9 protein-coding genes are annotated in these 17,600 nt (G+C 45.3%); 3 read left to right on the top strand and 6 right to left on the bottom strand.

Annotated elements, in window-relative coordinates:
* Positions 1-285: 285 nt before the first annotated feature.
* Together MUCPA_RS05070 and MUCPA_RS05075 are read right to left on the bottom strand one after the other, a co-directional pair.
* A complete protein-coding gene (locus MUCPA_RS05070) occupies positions 286-720 on the bottom strand; it encodes a DUF7639 domain-containing protein (RefSeq protein WP_008504855.1) in 435 nt (144 codons plus the stop codon).
* 244 nt (positions 721-964) lie between these two features.
* Positions 965-3,526 carry an alpha-L-arabinofuranosidase C-terminal domain-containing protein gene (locus MUCPA_RS05075; RefSeq protein ID WP_008504856.1) on the bottom strand — a complete coding sequence of 854 codons (2,562 nt, stop codon included), beginning with the start codon at positions 3,524-3,526 and terminating at the stop codon, positions 965-967.
* Between the two features lie 844 nt (positions 3,527-4,370).
* Here MUCPA_RS05075 and MUCPA_RS05085 point away from each other — a divergent pair.
* The 3 genes from MUCPA_RS05085 to MUCPA_RS05095 are packed head-to-tail and all read left to right on the top strand — an operon-like array spanning position 4,371 to position 9,468.
* Positions 4,371-5,960: a hypothetical protein gene (locus MUCPA_RS05085; protein WP_008504857.1), complete on the top strand. Its 1,590-nt coding sequence runs from the start codon at positions 4,371-4,373 to the stop codon at positions 5,958-5,960.
* A gap of 5 nt (positions 5,961-5,965) precedes the next feature.
* Positions 5,966-8,749: a TIM-barrel domain-containing protein gene (locus MUCPA_RS05090; protein ID WP_008504858.1), complete on the top strand. Its 2,784-nt coding sequence runs from the start codon at positions 5,966-5,968 to the stop codon at positions 8,747-8,749.
* 14 nt (positions 8,750-8,763) lie between these two features.
* Positions 8,764-9,468, top strand: a complete 705-nt coding sequence (locus MUCPA_RS05095; protein ID WP_008504859.1) for a DUF6209 family protein — start codon at positions 8,764-8,766, stop codon at positions 9,466-9,468.
* 93 nt (positions 9,469-9,561) lie between these two features.
* On the opposite strand, the gene MUCPA_RS05100 is transcribed toward MUCPA_RS05095, so the two are convergent.
* From MUCPA_RS05100 to MUCPA_RS05115, 4 genes are all read right to left on the bottom strand, one after another.
* Entirely contained in the window at positions 9,562-10,764 is a 1,203-nt protein-coding gene (locus tag MUCPA_RS05100; RefSeq protein WP_008504860.1) for an FN3 domain-containing metallophosphoesterase family protein, read from the bottom strand.
* Positions 10,765-10,881: 117 nt separating this feature from the next.
* Entirely contained in the window at positions 10,882-12,642 is a 1,761-nt protein-coding gene (locus tag MUCPA_RS05105; protein WP_008504861.1) for a RagB/SusD family nutrient uptake outer membrane protein, read from the bottom strand.
* A 17-nt stretch (positions 12,643-12,659) separates the two neighbouring features.
* Complete coding sequence (locus MUCPA_RS05110) at positions 12,660-16,139, bottom strand: TonB-dependent receptor (RefSeq protein WP_040627067.1); 3,480 nt, start codon at positions 16,137-16,139, stop codon at positions 12,660-12,662.
* Between the two features lie 251 nt (positions 16,140-16,390).
* Positions 16,391-17,530 (bottom strand): FecR family protein, encoded by a 1,140-nt coding sequence (locus tag MUCPA_RS05115; protein ID WP_050982029.1) that lies wholly within the window; start codon positions 17,528-17,530, stop codon positions 16,391-16,393.
* Positions 17,531-17,600: the final 70 nt, after the last annotated feature.

Raw genomic sequence — 17,600 nt, forward strand, 5'->3', positions numbered from 1 at the left:
CGAAGTTAAAAACGTCCAGTAGCAGCAGGGCCTATGTTTTATCCAGAGAAGCCCCCCGTGCGATTCCTCTCTCGCAGAGGGGCGGGGAACTGCGCACAACAAACAAACACCAGCCCGCCCGATCACTGCCGCAAGCACTCTCACCTGTGATCATCGCGCTGAATAACCAGCCTATTATGGGGTACGTGTTGTGAATGGATTGATAAGCATTATAGGCTGCTTGGGGTCCATAAGTGAGGAGTATTGTGGTAGCTGCGCGCAAAAAAGGCTTTACCTTGCGTAACTTTAACTATCATTCGGCTTTGGAAACTTAATCGTTGGCAGTGTTTCACCTTTTTTCTTAGCCAACACGTAGTGAGACCAATTTTCTATTTCCTGTTCCCCATAAATTATCATTCGTACTTCAATATCTTTTGTGTCCATATCACCAATATATATTTTCTGATGGTTGGGTACATTTTCGTAAGCAATTCTTAATTTTTCTTGATTGCTTCTGCTTGGGTTGTGTAAATAATCTTGATGTGCTTGTCTGCAAATTTCTAATGTAGTAGGCTCGCCTTTCAATCGTTTTTGAATATCCTTTATCTCCAAAAGCTTATCTTGAATAAATGAAGCATATAATTTTTTCGCGATGGAGAAATTGCCAAGACCATAAATATATACTATTGAACCGGCAGGTATGTCGGTTAATAAAGCCCCTTCTACAATATATTTTCCCACGCTGTTCGTAGACTTCGTCTACGAACCACTATGCCGGTAGTCTCAGACTACCGGTTAAAATATTTTCCTTTTTTTTTAAAATAACCAGACGTTAATTAGAAATGCCTTAACTACCTCGAAACAAGATGTTGAAATAATAACATATCGAAGTGCGAACCAGCGAACACCCCACTAACAGACTATCCCAGCAATCTATTACTTAGCAAATCAATCACTTACCGCACCCCAACCCCCACCATCAACCTCACATCACCCCCACTCTTAAAACAATAAAAGAATAAGGCGGCAACTCAATCGCATCATCATCCGGGAATACTATTTGGCTAACAACAGGAAGCACCGTTTTATCTGCCGGATTACCGGAGAGTATGGTTTTGGTGATAGTACCGCCTGTTCTTTTAATTCCGTTTAGGTTAATGGCCAATTTTACGCTTACCGGTAAAAAGTTAACGAGTTTAACAACGAGGTTATTGGTTTTGCTATCCTTTACAATGGAGTACGCTATCCGCTTTTTGACAGCATCGTTTTGATTGGTGAGCGTTAAACTGGCTGGGATATAATGGTCGCCAGCGTTTTGTCCGTATAGTTGCTGTACGTAATAACCTGTGGTGGGTTTTACATCGGTGTTGTTAAAGTAGATCAGGTCGGGATCCCATTGGGTATGGCCATCACGGGCCATCAAGGGTGCGTAAGAGGCCATGCTCACCACATCGCCATTGCGCTCTATCGAGGTTAAGTACAGCGCTTCGGCCAGCGAGGTTTCCCAATAGCTTTTATTTCCGCCGGGCAGGCTCGCGGCGTATTCGCCAAGGTAAACTTTTGATTTTTTGCGGTCGTAACGGTCGTAAAAGTTTTGGTTATTGATAAACCAGCCCGGAGTTTGATAATAGTGTTCATCTATCAATGGCACTTTTAACGCGGTGGCTATCTTCCAGCCCTCTATGTAATCCGCACCTTCAAAAAAGGGTCCGGCAGTGCCGATGATAGTGATTTCGGGATGCGCTTGATGCAGCGCTTTATAAATGTAGGTGAACCTTTCTTTAAAAACCTGGGTAATCTGGTCTTCATTGCCAATGCCGATATATTTCAGGTTAAAAGGAGCCGGATGGCCTGCCTCGGCACGTTTTTTACCCCAGGTAGTATTTATATCGCCGTTGGCATATTCAACCAGGTCAATAATATCCTGGGTGTATTGCGGCATCTCGCTCATGGGTATCCCGCCTTGCTGGCCGCCGTTTGCCGAGTTTTGGCAGGGAACACCTGCAGCAATCACCGGGACAGGCTCGGCGCCGATATCCTCGCAAAACTGGAAGTACTCAAAATAACCCAGTCCCTTGGTTTGGTGGTAGTTCCACAGGTTACGGTCGGGCACCCGCGCTTCCAGCGGGCCTATCGATGTTTTCCACCTGTAAATATTCTGCAAGCCATCACCATGCGAAAGGCAACCGCCGGGGAAACGCACAAAACGTGGATGTATATCGGCTATGGCCTGGGCCAGGTCGGCGCGCAATCCGTTGGGCCGGTTCTTAAAAGTGGCTGCGGGGAACAAGGATACCATGTCTGCCGCCATACGCCCGGCATGGAGTGGCTGTAATTCCAACCTGACATCGCTGGCCGTTTCCGTTGGAACAAGTTCGGCTTTAACCTGTCCCCATGATGAAGCCGCCATGTTAACATCGGCCCTGGCCAATACACCCGCCTTATCGCTTACCAATTGGATTGCCACCTGGCCTTTTAAACCGTTTAGCTGTTTCAGGAAAGCCGAAAAATGGTACGTCTCTCCCTTTTTCACAGCAATGGCATCATATCCCGTATTAACCAAAGCAGCTCCGGGCGTTTTCACGTCAAGTACAGCATAATGCGGGTTATTGTAATGCACCGGCGCTACCGAATCGATAAAAAAAGTTGCACCATCGCCCTTTAAACTCCAGGCGTAACTGCTGTTCCATTTGGTATCTCTGAACTGCTTATCGCGCGGCAAATATTCAAAATCGCGATTCTGAATTAGCTCGGCATAAAGGCCGCCATCAGCAGCGTAGTTGATGTCTTCAAAAAAAACGCCCGTCAGCATTGTGCTGATCGCCTTGGTTTTTTCGGGCAGCAGCGTCAATTTGGCATCGATGGTTTTCAGGCCGGCAAATCGTTGGGCATCATCTTTGGTGATCTCCGCGTTTTGCCTGGTTTGGTATTGCTGTAACTCGTAGGTTTTGGTCAAGCCGTCAACCACCGTCCAGGCAACACGATGCATTTGCCCGGTTACCGGGCCATTGATATTGGCCGTTACGTTAACATTGCGGTAAGCAGAAAAGGGAACAATTACCGCCGGGGTATAAGTTTTAAAATCTGTGGTTACGGTTTTAAAATATTGGCCGTTGGCATCGGTATAAACAATAGTATAATTATCGGCAGCCCGGTTATAGCTGATAACAGGACGCAGCACATTTTTACCGCTTTTAACATAAGGGTAAGCTTGCGGCCCCCAATGTACCAGGTCGGCCGAACCGGCTTGGGCAAATTGCAAAGCCCGGTCGTTCAATTGCCATACGCATTGCCATCCCCCTTTGCGACCTTGTATCAGGCAGGGCGCAATCATTTTCTTTTCGCTGCCCCAGGTACTGTAATCGCACTTTAAATAAGTATAGCCATCGCCTACGGGCGTCCAACTGATTTTATCCAAGCTCCAGGCAAAACGCAGGCCGTTGGTTCCGTAAGCGAACAGGTAAACAGAATCAGGCTCGTTTCTGAAGGCAGAAACCGGGATTAAAAATGCGAGGTTCAGTAGCAGCAAAAAGAAAGTTTTCTTCATATCGATGGTTTAAAATTGCATATCCGTTTCCGCTGATAAGCAATACGCTGAATTTCCTTTTGGGTGATCTGTACCATGCCCGGATGTTCAGGTATCGAAAATTGATAGCGTTTATTACGGCCACAATACACAATTGGTTTATAACTGTTAAAATTACATTTATAAAATGATCCGGCGAAAAAAAAATGAAGATACAGGATAGTTAGACTGTAAAAACAGCGGTATAAGCACTTGCCTGTATCAGGTAAACTATATTGCATTCATCAGGGTTTGTTTTTATTGCTGATACCTTTGATCTTAAGAATACCCTGCTCGCTTAGCTGCTCTTCTTTTACCATACGCCAGCACACTTTCTATCGGCATAACACCTATTGCTGGTAAGCCGACTATTCCATCTATTTCGCCTCATCCCCGTTTATCCTTCAGTAGTATGATAACATTATTCTGCCTAAAACCCGGCTAAGGCCGTTAATTCGCCAATATTTTCAGGTTAAATATTATTTACAAAAAAATTGCTTTTAACATATTAATTTATCACCTTTAAGTGTTGGTAATCAATAAAGTAATTGCTCCCCCAATTATAACATTGCTCCAGGCATGCTGCATCGTTAGCAGTATGGGGAGAGGCCGCTACCAATTGAATAAATCTACAAAGACCTAATTATCAATACACATAAGGTAATATATTGCTGGAAGTCAACACTACTGGGTTTATTTTCCATTGACAACCTGCACTTGCTTCGTTTTCGCATGATTAAAAAAATGACAGACGGCGCCATGGATCTGCTATGCCCAAAAATTTAATATTAATACCTAAATAATACCTATAAACTTAATCACAATTATGAAAAACTTCAAAAAAATCAAACCACTGCTTATCATCGGCAGCCTCCTGCTGATTGTTATCGCCTGTAGTACGCTTACGCATACCGACGGGCAGGATGCTTATCTCAACTTCCCCGAGAAATTAACACCCGTTACTCCTTATGATGTGGATACCTCGCTGGAACGCAAACTGCTGCACGAGCAAAAATTTGCGGAGGCACAGCGGCTGTTCGAGGTACTATCATGGCAAATGTTCATTTCTTTAAACTGGCCGGTGAATGACAAGGGCGAGCCTAAGGCCGACATTACAGATGCCGGCAAACGGATATGGGAAGGCTGGAAAGAGAGTTATGAAGTTTTCAGGGTGAACGGCGATAAACCGCATGTATGGGGAAGTAAAGCCGACTTGCCCGATGAGCTTAAAGGCATGAAAGTAAAAGAAGGCGAGGAAGTTTTGTACCGTACCAGCAAATTTGCTGAATTTAAGGATGAGCGCTGGAAAAGGGGCGGCAAAGGTAGGAAGCCTTTCATTCAGCCCGATGATGTAGACCAGGCATTCACCTCCCCTATCTGGGATCAGAGCGGAAACGTGGTGCGTTACGAGATCAGGCTTAATAAACCAACGGTTAAATACATTACGGATAGCGTACTTTATAATTTTGACGGGCAAATAGCCTTTTACAAGCATGGTAGCAAGGTAGCCTTCCCTTCGGGCACGGTAGATCAACCTGGCTCCATCGAACTAAAATTCGCCTGGAAAATACTGGTACCCGGTAAAGATATTTTCGAAAGGTATTTCGCCAAAAAAGTGATCATTCCTGATCCTAAAAACCCCGACGGCAGGGAAGTAACCGTGGGGCTTGTAGGAATGCATATCGGAACAAAAACTGTATCATCACCACAATGGATCTGGGCTACATTTGAACAGGTAGATAACGTAGCAACTGATGCGCTCCAAAAAATTGATGGCCATTATCTGAAACCCTCTTTTTACGACCCCGACTGCGCTACCTGCCCGGTTAACCTATACCCCAGCAGTACACCAAAAAAGAACCAGATCCAACGTATCTTCCCAATCCCGTTGGCCACACAAAACCTGAATAAACAGGTTCAAGCCCTGCTGAAACAAAAAAAATCTTTCTGGCAGTATTATGAGCTGATAGGCACACAATGGCCCACCGACCCAACTTCGCCCGCTTATCCGCTCAATGCTTCGGTTTATAAATTGCCCGATGCTGTAGCCAATAAATCAGGAGGTAAACCTACGCCGGTGTTTTTAACCAATATGGTGATGGAAACCTATTTTCAGGGCGGCACTAATATCGACAGTACATCCAACTACAATAAGTACATCGCCAACGAACCGGCCTATTTCCAGATTGAGGGCAGTCCGCATAATGATCCTGCCAATACAAATAAAATGATCTTCGGCACCGAAGGTTGTGTCAATTGCCACTCGTCGGCCAGTATAGCCATCGGCGATACCCTTATCGGCGGCATAAAAACAGCAAAGTTTGGCCCTCCGCGTATAGGCGATTTCGAGTGGTTGCTACAGCGCAAGGCACACTTTAAAACTTCGGCAAGTACAATATCAACCTCTAAAAAATAACCAGCATGAGTTACGGATTCGTCAACGTTAACGCGTTCACCCCCAATACCAGCGGGTGGACCACCATTGGAAATATCAGTAAATATACGCAAACCGGCAATGTATTTACTTTACAGCTACAGCGAGATGCTACCTTGAGTTTGCAGATATCGGTATTATCTCCAAGTACTTTCAGGGTAAGGTTTAATCCTTCGGCTAATTTCAATTATACTATAGAAACCTCTCCGGCTGTTATCAACAGGTCTATAGCGCCGGTCACGGTTAATACATCCAAATCAACTGCCAACATGCTGGTGATAGACACCGGCACGATACAAATCTGTGTGGCTCTGAATCCCTACCTTATCCAGGTATTCAAAAACGGGCAGCTCATCAACCAGGATACTTCAGGCCAAAACCTGGTGTATATACCCGGCCAGCGGGTGATAGCTAATTTTAAAGCCACTCCGCAAAATGCCAAATATTGCGGTTTCGGCGAAAAGGCAGGTAGTACATTGTTGAAGAACAACTATACCATGACGTTTTTTAACTTTGATAACTACAGCTATTCTTCGGGTATTATTCCCGCCGGTAACAGCGGTGGCCCCCTCAATCCGTCGGAGCCATTGTATTGCTCGGTACCTTTATTGCTGGAGATCAATCCAGCTCCGCAGGGTGCTTACGCGGGCAGCCCCTATGCTTATGGCATCTTCTTCGACAATACGTCGCAGTCTTATTTCAATGTGGGTTCCAACGACTATTCGGACATGACAGGTAAATATTACTTTGGAGCGCTTTACGGCGATATGGACTACTATTTTATGTATGGCGACCAGGTAACGGGTGTACTAAAACAATACACTACACTCACAGGCAGATCGGCCATGCCGCCGAAGTATGTATTTGGTTATCACCAGGGCGGCTACGGCTATTTCAACAGCTCGATATTGGCTGTAGTAGCTAACTCTTACCGGGCGGCTAACATCCCGATAGACGGCCTTCATATCGACGTGGATTTCCAGGACAATTACCGCACTTTCACCAGCAGTAAAATGAAATTCCCGAACGTAAGTAATTTTATGGACTATCTGCATTCCATCGGCTTTAAATGCAGTACCAATATCACCCCGCTAATGACGGCGAATCCCCTGGACGAAAACGGTGAGGCCTCCGTTTACCAGCAGCGTAAAAACATGATGGACGTCAACGGCTCCAACGGCTTGATCTATAATACCAGGGCAGGCCAGGGAGAAAGCCCCAATCTATACGCGGGTACTGTTTCGTACGGCATGAACCTGGGTAATAATCCTTACCCTGCGCCACCGCTCCAACCCAATAACCAGGGGCAAATACCTTTACAAGCCACCGGCAACTATGCCGATTTTAGCAGGGAAGATGTGAGAAAAAAATGGGGCGACCAGTACATACACCTGATTAATGAAGTTGGCATGGATATGATATGGCAGGACATGACTGACCCGGCGATAGCTAATCCACCTGCCAGCACCTTTCCGCTTGATCTGATGCAGAGCAACGGAATTACCTATGTGCCCCATGCCACCATACACAACGAATATGCGCTTAACCTGGTAAACGCCACCTATAGCGGGCTTCAAAGGCTCAGCCCAGAAAAAAGGCCATTCATTATAGCCCGGGGCGGCTATGCAGGCATGCAGCGTTACGCAGCATTATGGACGGGAGACTCGGCCTCAAGCTGGGACTTTTTACAAATCAATATACCCGAGGTGCTCAATATCGGTTTATCGGGGATACCCATCAGCGGTTGCGATATCGGGGGCTTTGCCGTTTCAAACGACCCCAATGGCACCACCTCAGGCTTTTATGTGAGCTATGGCAAGGTATATGGCGGTATTACCAATTACGAGCTGTTTACCCGATGGATACAACTGGGCGCATTTTTACCCTGGTTCCGCAACCATTATAACGGGTACAATAAGCAATTCCAGGAGATATACGCCTACGGGGAGCCCGTGCCCACTAACTGCCGCAAGTACATCCAACTGAGGTACAGACTGATCCAGTTATTTTACGATGCCATGTACGAATGGACATTAAACGGCACCCCTATTGCAAGGGCGCTGTTTATTAATGACGGGCACGACCCAAATGTATACAATCATTTAAATGATCAGTTTTTTGTGGGCAAGGATATGCTGGTTGCCCCCATCCTTACCCAGCACGAATCCCTGCCTAATCCTACGCCGCCCTACCGGCAAGTTTACCTGCCGGCAGGATGCAACTGGTATGCTTTCATGAATAACCAATACCCGCTATCAGCACCTGTTCCGGGCGGCACCACCATCAACTATTATGCCGACCTTACCTTGGTACCGATCTACATCCGCGAGGGCGCTATCATCCCTACCCGCGAACTGGAGCAATATGTTGGGCAGCTTCCCGTGAACCCGTTAACCATCAATATTTATCCCGGGAAAGACGACAGCTACCATTTGTATCTGGATGACGGCACTACAACCAATGCGGAAAAGAACGGGCAGTTCCGCTATGTTGAGATAGCGCATCATACAGCCAACAATACAAGGTCGGTAACGCTCACCAGGATCACCGATAATTATCAACCAGCTGAACCTTATTATTTTATAGCTTTACTGCAAACGGGCAAACCATCGGCAGTCAATATTCAAAACAAGGTACTTCCGCAGCTAAGTACACCCGGGCAACTGGCTTCAGCTCCGGTAAACAGCTATTATTGGAACGCCAGCATACAGATCACTTTCATCAAGGTATTTGATAACGCATCGAGCCTTGTAATTAACGCGACATTTTAAATATAAAAAGCATCATGAGTCATTTAATATTCACGTTAGACTTTCACGAAATAGTTCGCGGAAAGCTAAAAAAAGGGCAACAGTGCACCATCAATTACGATCCGCTGCGGCTGGCTACCAGTAAAGAAGGCTTTGTACACGGTAGCCCCGATTTCGAATTTACTGCTTATGTACTTTTTAAGCCTACCGGCCAACAAACCGTTAAACTAAGCTCTGATACCGGCATCGTTCCGGATGCAGTACCACAACGCAACGGCCAGGGTGCTATGCTAACCGGTAATTTTGAGATACCGGAAAACGCGGAAGAGATTATAACCTGGATCAGCATGAAGGATAACCACGGCGAATATTTCTATGACAGCGATTTCGGGAAAAACTTTCATTTCCGTTTAGAAACAGAGGATATAAAGGCTATCGAACCATCGGTAACAAACCATGAAACTTCCGGTTTAGCTAATTTTAGCGTGAAGGTTACTACATCAGCAACGGTAGACCAAGTAATGATACGCTACCGGGTAAGTAACGGATCGAGCCCTTTAACAGAAATTCCGGTTGGCCTTGTTTCAATACCACGGCAAGATGGACTGACGGATTGGTCTACGCCAGATATTGATGTGCCCTATGGCGCTGTTACTATTTTCGACCTGATTTATTTTGTTGATGGAGAGCGCTATATTGTTGAAAATAACGGTAACTACTTTATAACCGAGGCGGTATAACACCTGTATTTTTTTTACAAAACAAAAAATAATAAGCCTGCGGTAACAAAACCGCAGGCTTTATTGTTGTGACGGTTTGTTAACCATAAACTATTAAGCACCTATCAATAACGAATCAAGCTGGGTGCCGCTATCGTTAAAGGTGGTGGCTCTTAACCCTGTTTTGTCGTATTTTAATTTGATTAAAGTACGGATGTGATCCAACGGGCCTCCGCCTATAATCACCGGATAATTGTGCTCCCCGGCTTTCGGCGGGTGTAAGCCATAAACGTGGGTATGGCCGCTAATCAGCACGCTGATCTTTGCATCGTTTAACAGGGGCGCCCATAGCTGGCGGCAGTGCTGAACGCCGTGGCCGGTACCGGCGTAAAACAAGGGAATATGGCTGAATACTATTTTATACTTTGCATCTTTAAATTCCTTTTTCTGGAGTTCTTTTTCAAGCCATTGCTTTTGCTGTTCCCTGTAGCTGTCAAAATCAACCAGGCCAGCATATTCCGGGTGATCGTCCGCTTTGTCCTCGCCCGAGTCGAGCACGATGATATACATGGGGCCGTGCGTAAAAGAATAATAGTATTTTTCATCCACACCGTTAAAATAAGCATGTAGATCGCGGGCGAAAGCGCCCCGTGTTTCGTGATTGCCACGAGATAAAATAAAAGGGATGTTTGCACCGGCCGCCTTAACCAGGGGACTAATCAAATGATCAACTAATTGTTGTTCGTCTTTTTGCCAGTTAAACATATCGCCGTTTAAAAAGATAAAGTCGGCATCGGGGTGGTGAAATTGTAATATTTGTTGAAACGATTCTGGTCTGTCGTGAATATCGTTCAAAATCCAGATCTCAGCATCATCCCCGGCAGCCTTTAAGGTTTTGAATGTTAAAATTTCGCTGGTGTAGGTGTTGCCGTAAGTCACCTTATAAGGTTTAAAATCAATTATTTCTTTCGACAGGATCTGGTAATAGTATATTTTGCCAGGCTTTAGTCCGTCTATCGTGATGGCCTGTATTGTTGTGTTTGCATTAGCCAATCCGTCGGTCGATTGATGTTGTATCTGATCCAATTGCGTTGGGCTTTCGCCAAATTTTATCCAGCTGTAAACAGGCTTGTTGGTTATCCACCTGATGGTTACCTGATTTTGACGGGGCGACTGCAGATAAGGACCGCATTTAATCAACTCCTGATTATCGGGCATACGGATTCCTCCACGCAGTAAGGATGGCAGTAATGTTGCCCCTGTTACCAGGGATAGAGAGGTTAAAAAAGATTTGCGGGGTATTTTATTATTCAACATAAATCATTCTTTTAAATGCGGGTAATTGTTGCTAAAATCACGCTTGCTATAATACCTTGATGTAAAAGGCAAAAGCAGGTTAAGCACGCTGTAGGCATGCTTAACCTGCTAAAAATATTATTGCCAGCCCGGATTTTGTTTCAAATTTGGATTAAGCTGCAATTCCTGCACGGGTATCGGGAAAAGGTAATCGCGATTTTCGTTGAACGTTTTGGGGATATTGCCGTTCACGGCGATGTTACCGCTCGACCCGTTATCTAAAATCACGTCATTCCCCAGTTTCAAAAATTGGACGCCCGATCCGCTGGGTTTGGTGCCGGTGTAAATGATCAGGTCATTTTTGCCATCGCCATCCAGGTCGAAGCTACCCGCTCCCGGAAAATACTGGCCCTTAAACGGTACCGCGAGTAAATGGCCTTCTTTCCAGCGCATCAAATCGTTCCACCTGAAGCCTTCCATCACTAACTCTAACCTGCGCTCCCTCCTCACTTCTAAAATGGCACCCTGGTTGGCGCCGCTTACATTGATGTATTGTTTGGCAAGGTATGGATCGGGGCGGTTAATGGCATCGGCCAGGTTCAGATTGGGCATCCCCACCCGGTCACGGAGTAGTTTGATGGACGCATCCACGTCGGCCTGGCTCAGGGTACCGGTTTCGGCTTTAGCCTCAGCATAGTTGAGCAAAACCTCCGCATACCTGAAGATAGGCAAGGCATTGTACGATTTACTGATCCCATCTTCGGTGGCTGCGGTTACAAACTTAATCATCTGGTAGCCGGTTGTGGCCGCGGTATAGGTAGGTGTAAGGTTAGTTGTGCCGCCTATCCGCTGATAGCCCGGTGCCCGCACTGTTTGATATAGCCGCGGATCCCGGTTTTGCATCTCGGCATAAAAAGCCATGGTTGCATAACCTGGCTGATCGGTAAAGCGGCTACCATCCTTCATCAGGTAACTGTTCACCAAACTTTTTTCCATCCCCGGCCTTCCGTAGGATGATACCATGGTATAATAATTAACACTGTGATAGATAGACAGCGACACGTTATACTGCCGGGCCAAAATCACCTCGTCGGTAACGGGGTTGTAAGATGCAAAAAGATCGCGGTACGCTATATTGGGCGTAGTTTTATAAATCTTATACAGGCCCGATTGCATTAACAACAACGAGGCATCCGCCGATTTCTGCAAAAAATCTGTAGCGTTTGGTAAGCCAAACTCAGTATGGTACTTTCTGAAGGTACCCTCAAATAAACAGATACGCGATTTGAGCGCAAGTGCCGTTGATTTTGTAATCTGCGAAACATCTTTAGCCGTTCCTAAATTTGCAATTGCAAAATCAATATCATTCATAACAGAATCCATCACCACAGTGCGCGGTGTACGGGGGGTAGTCAGCATGGCTACGTCGTTTGATTCCAAAGGTTTGGAATACCAGGGCACATCGCCAAAGCGGGCCACCATATTAAAATAAAAGTAAGCCCTGAAAAACTTAGCTACGCCAACATATTTATTGGTGATGTTATTAGTGAGGCCTCCAATTTTGTAATTCTGTAAAAAATAATTGATGTTGCGCAAGTTACCCCAGCTCCACCCTCCCCCTGAAATGGGGATTGTACGGTTGCCGGTCAGCAGGTCAGAATAGCTGTCCCTTACGATATTGTCTGCACTTTCATTATACAAACTGGTAAAGGCGTTATCATCTTTATCAGCCAGCGGCAGCATGCTGTCGTAAAACGAGTTTACATAAAGTTGCAGCTCACTTTCGGAGTTGAAAGCATTTTCGGGCGAGATTTGCGAAAGCGGCTGCCGGTCCAACACCTTGGTACAACTTTCAAACAAAATCAAACTTAATATCGCTATTATAAAAATATTTTTCATTGTGTTTTTATCGGTAATTAAAAGGTGATATCGATGCCAAAAGCGTAGTTTTTAAAGAATGGGTAATCATTCCCGTTGGTATCATCTGCTGAGCCGGAAGCCACTTGTTCAGGGTCAATGTATTTATTTTTCAGCTTGGTGAATGTTAATAAATTTTGGCCGCTAAAGTAAACGCGCACCTTTTGGAGTTTAACACGCTCAACCAATTGCTTGGGCAAGGTATAGCCTACGGTGAGGTTTTTAAGCCGAATGTAGGCTAAGTCCTGCAAATACTTATCGTTAGTGGTATGCAACTCGCCGCCGCCGCTGTAGGCCTCATATCCGCGCAATAGCGGGAAGTAAGCATCCGGATTGCTTGGCGACCACATTTGTGACGGCATATCTTTCGGGATAAAGGAAAAGTACGGACGGGAATAAGGCCCCCAGAACATTCCTGCATCCGACCCCGGAAACCAGTTTTGCTTGCCTATACCTTGAAACGCGAACGACATATCGATGTTATTCCAGCTGAAGCCGCCGGTGATGCCGTAAGAGTACCTTGGCAGCCGGTTACCAATAACCCGCATATCGCCATGGTTAGCTAATGTATTTTGGCCGTTATTGATCACACCGTCACCATTCAGGTCTAAGTATTTAATATCTCCGGCATGTAACGATTTCCATTCGCCCGGCGATCCCAATATCTGCGTGTTTACCGCCGTTTGATTAACGGGATAGCTTTGCGCTTCGGCGTCCGTCTTAAAATATCCTCCAATGGCATAGCCCCATATTTCGCCAACGTTTTGGCCTACATAATAGTTACTTAACTGGTTGGTGGGGTTATCAAACTTGGTTATTTTGGTGGTAAAGTCTGATAGTACAACTCCTATATTGTACCTAAAATCTTTACCGGCCAGCATCAACCTGCTATTCCATTGCACCGACAGATCAAAACCATCGGTTTCTAAATTACCGGCATTTTGCTTGGGTGAGCCTGCGCCAAATACAGCGGGCAAGGTTTGTCCGTTCACCAGCATATCCGTAGTCTTTCTTTTATAAATATCATAGGATACCTGCAACCTGTTATCAAAAAAGTTCACATCGGCACCCCAGTCAATGGTAGCCGATTTTTCCCAGGTAAAATTGGGCGATACCGGCGTAGGCGATTTGAGTGTCTGGGTTTGACTTCCGTTACTGATCCAACCGGAAAGGCCGGTATTGACTACCGGAATATAAGGGTATAAATTGCTGGCACCCGAGCCTACGTCCTGGTTGCCCAAAGTTCCGTATGAGCCACGCAGCTTTAATTCAGATACTACGCTCTTTAACGGTTTAAAAAACGGCTCCTGGCTCACACGCCATCCTGCGGATACCGAAGGGAAAAACCCAAACCGGCTGTCAGGCCGGAAACGAGATGTGCCATCGTAGCGGCCATTAAATTCAACCAGGTATTTGTTATCGTAATCATAATTGGCGCGACCAAAAAAACCGAGCAATGCCCATTGGCTGCTGTTACCACCGTTTTGCTCTAATCCAGTACCTAAATCAAGCTGGTTCAAATCTTCGGATAAAAGGTTTTGCACCGAACCGCTGTTAGAAGTATAGGTTTTAATTTCCTGGTTAACACCGGCCATTAATTTCATATGGTGCTTACTGATGTTTTGCGAATAGGTGCCATAAAAATTAACGGTATGCTGGTTATCCAGATGCGTGTTCTGGGTTAACTGGTCGGTACCTAAATAGGATACTTTGCCCGGAAAAATGGAGTAGGGTATCAACGTTTTGCGTTGATAATCAGAATACGGAATTAATTCGAAAGTGTAATTCCCTGTGAACACGAGATTTTTGGAGACATCAATATTGAAGCCGACTGTATTGGTGATATCGTAATTGCGGTTTCCGCCGTGTGTTTTGCCATGTTGCAGATCGGCAAAAATACCGTTACCTATATCATAACTGTTTAAATTGGTTTTATAGGTAAAAGTACCATCAGGATTCTGCGGAACATAAGACGCCATAGCGTGAACCGCGAAATTGAAAAAATTAGTATTGATACCGTAACCCGGCCAGGTATAATCATTTGCCGAAAACTGGGTATTGGTGTACATGCTCAACCAGTTATTTACCCGCGCGTTAACCTTAGCCCTGAAATTATAGGAGTGAAAAATATCGGTATTTAAATATGGCTGATACATCCCCTTTTGTTCAAACGCCCTGCCTGATATCAGGAAGGTAACCTTGTCGGATCCTCCGGATAGGGAAAGATTTTGTGATACGGAAGGCTGCGAATTTTGGTACAGCCAGTGATACCAGTCGGTACTGCCGTAATAAACATACTGATCCACACCGTTACGGTTTTGAACCACAACTGATGGTAACGATTTATCGGTTTGCCGCTTTTTTAACTCCGCGTAATCTGCATCGGTATATTTGGTGTATGAGCTACCATTGTGGCGTGAGAAAGAAACATCAACAAGCGAATCCATGGTAAAGCCGTCTGTAATAAAATCGGTTCTGGTGGTTTGCTTTTGAATGCCGTAATTCATGTTATAGTTCACGGTCAGCTTTCCGGCTTTGCCTTGCTTGGTAGTAACCAAAATAACGCCGAATGCGCCGCGCGCGCCATATATGGCTGATGATGCGGCATCTTTAAGTACGGAGATGGATTCCACATCGCTCGGGTTGATCATGTTGATGTTACCCGGAACACCATCAACTAAAATTAAAGGCGTACCACCGTTTATTGAAGCTGTTCCGCGGATGTTATAGGTTCCGCCGCTGCCCGGATGCCCGTCGCTAAAGGTGATGTTGAGGTTAGGCACAACCCCTTGTAATGATTGCGCTATATTGGCCACCGGTTTGTCTGCAAATATCTTACCGTCAACCTGGCTTACGGCTCCGGTAAGGTTAACTTTTTTCTGCACGCCGTAACCTACCACAACTACATCATTTAAGCTGTTTACGCTGGGCAATAGCGTCACTTTTAACGACTGCTGACCGCCAATTTTAATTTCCTGAGTAGTATAACCTATAAATGAAAAAACAAGCGTTGCCTTATCATTGGTAACATTGATGGTAAAGAGGCCTTTATTATCGGCTACCGCTACATGATTGGTGGCTTTTTCTTTAATGGTAACACCCGGAAGGGGATTGCCGAGCTCATCAACAATGGTACCTGTAATGGCAATAACAACTGGCGCAGCAATTTCCGGCTGCTGAATTTCTTCTTTTTTGCGAAGGATGATCGTTCTGTCGTCAATGGTATAGGTAAATGGCTGGCCTTTAAAAAGTTGATCCAATACCTGCTTTACGGTGGCACCTTTTACCGTGATTGATACCCTGGCGGCCTGTTTAATTTGTTTGTTATCGTAAAAAAATTCGTACCCGCTTTGTTCCTGTATACTGCCGAGCACCTTTTCCATCGGCACATTTTTTTCAGCGAGATTGATACTTTGGGAGAATACGGCCGCCGACAGATGGAGAGAAGCGGCAATTATAATCATTAATGTTAGTTTCATTACCACGATAATTTTCGGCGTAACATTCTTTGCATGCGGCATTTTACCACATAAGTTTAAAACCATACTTTTGTAATGTTTGGGTTGTTAATTAATAATTCTTGGTCGGATTTTTTTTTAGCTTGTGGCCCAGATATTTACCGGGGGTGTTTCCAGCACTTCCGGTTCTTTTCTATGGCCAGCTCTTGTTAAAGTTGTGTAATAACGTTCATGTCCTCCTTTCTCCTTAAATAGCAATAGGTTAATGCAGTTCAGGGCAATACAATGAGTTGCTTTCCTTCTATTTTGAAATTCACGCCGCCCAGACTCAGTATTTTGAGCACCCTGGACAGGTTAGCCTGCCGGGTAATTTTGCCGTTAAACTGATGCTCGCCAATTTTGCCGTTATAAATCACTTTCACATCATACCATCTTGCAAACTGGCGCATAATGGTTGGCAGATCGGCATTATTAAACCGGAAATACCCGTCCTTCCAGGCTACTTCATCCATGGCCTTAACCTGATCGTTAATTGTTATTTCTGTTCCGCCTGCCTTGGTGCGGGCCTGTTGCCCTGGTTTAATAATCAATTCGTTTTGCCCTTTGATAATTTTAACACTACCCTCCAGTAAGGTGGTTTTAATTTCCTGCTCGTCGGCGTAAGCATTGATGTTAAAATGTGTGCCTAAAACTTCAACCGTTTGCCCGTTACTCAAAATGCGGAATGGCTTAGATTTATTTTTAGCCACTTCGAAATAGGCTTCGCCGGTAATTTCCACCTTACGTTCGCCCTCCGGAAAAACCGTGGGGTACCGGATACTTGAACTGGCATTTAACCAAACCTGTGTACCGTCAGACAGGGTAAGCTTCCACTGTCCGCCGCGAGGCGTTAACAAAGTATTGTAATTGATAGCTGAAGCAACATGTGCCGGGCCGTTTTTTTGATAAACCACCTCGCCTTTGCTGGTTTTGTTGATCTGGACGGCGCCCTGGTGACTTAGCACACCATTTTGGGCGGTTGTTAATGCAATTTGCTGCCCATTATTTAAAGTTAATATAGCTTTGTTATCGCCGGGACCGGCATCATGAATTTCTTTTTTAACGATTGACTGAGCTGCTGGCCGATGTAAAACCATAAAATACCCACCAATGGATAGTATTACCAGGACGGCCGCAGCCGCACTCCATCTGTACAATACCCTGTAATAACCAGGTTTTGCGGGTGCAAACGTATCGCTGATAGCTTTTTCCATCCGCTGGTTTACCTCATCTATCTTCTCCCGTGAGGGATACGATGGATTTTCTTCCAGGTATTGCAGGAACCAACTTTCAACAAGGGCTTCCTCCGCTTTTGTACAGGTGCCCTCATTGTACTTTTTTATTAATTCTTCGGCTATTTTTTTATCCATCATGCTACCGCTTGTGAGCCGGTTTAATACATGTAGGCTAAATTAGGGGCAGGGCCCAGATGGGTGCTACTTT

This window comes from Mucilaginibacter paludis DSM 18603, from assembly GCF_000166195.2.
Lineage (GTDB): Bacteria > Bacteroidota > Bacteroidia > Sphingobacteriales > Sphingobacteriaceae > Mucilaginibacter > Mucilaginibacter paludis.

Excerpts from the sequence above, each read along its gene's own strand:
- MUCPA_RS05115 (WP_050982029.1), bottom strand. The coding sequence starts at position 17,530 with ATGATGGATAAAAAAATAGCCGAAGAATTAATAAAAAAGTACAATGAG.
- MUCPA_RS05105 (WP_008504861.1), bottom strand. The coding sequence starts at position 12,642 with ATGAAAAATATTTTTATAATAGCGATATTAAGTTTGATTTTGTTTGAA.
- MUCPA_RS05090 (WP_008504858.1), top strand. The coding sequence starts at position 5,966 with ATGAGTTACGGATTCGTCAACGTTAACGCGTTCACCCCCAATACCAGC.
- MUCPA_RS05095 (WP_008504859.1), top strand. The coding sequence starts at position 8,764 with ATGAGTCATTTAATATTCACGTTAGACTTTCACGAAATAGTTCGCGGA.
- MUCPA_RS05075 (WP_008504856.1), bottom strand. The coding sequence starts at position 3,526 with ATGAAGAAAACTTTCTTTTTGCTGCTACTGAACCTCGCATTTTTAATC.
- MUCPA_RS05100 (WP_008504860.1), bottom strand. The coding sequence starts at position 10,764 with ATGTTGAATAATAAAATACCCCGCAAATCTTTTTTAACCTCTCTATCC.
- MUCPA_RS05110 (WP_040627067.1), bottom strand. The coding sequence starts at position 16,139 with ATGAAACTAACATTAATGATTATAATTGCCGCTTCTCTCCATCTGTCG.
- MUCPA_RS05085 (WP_008504857.1), top strand. The coding sequence starts at position 4,371 with ATGAAAAACTTCAAAAAAATCAAACCACTGCTTATCATCGGCAGCCTC.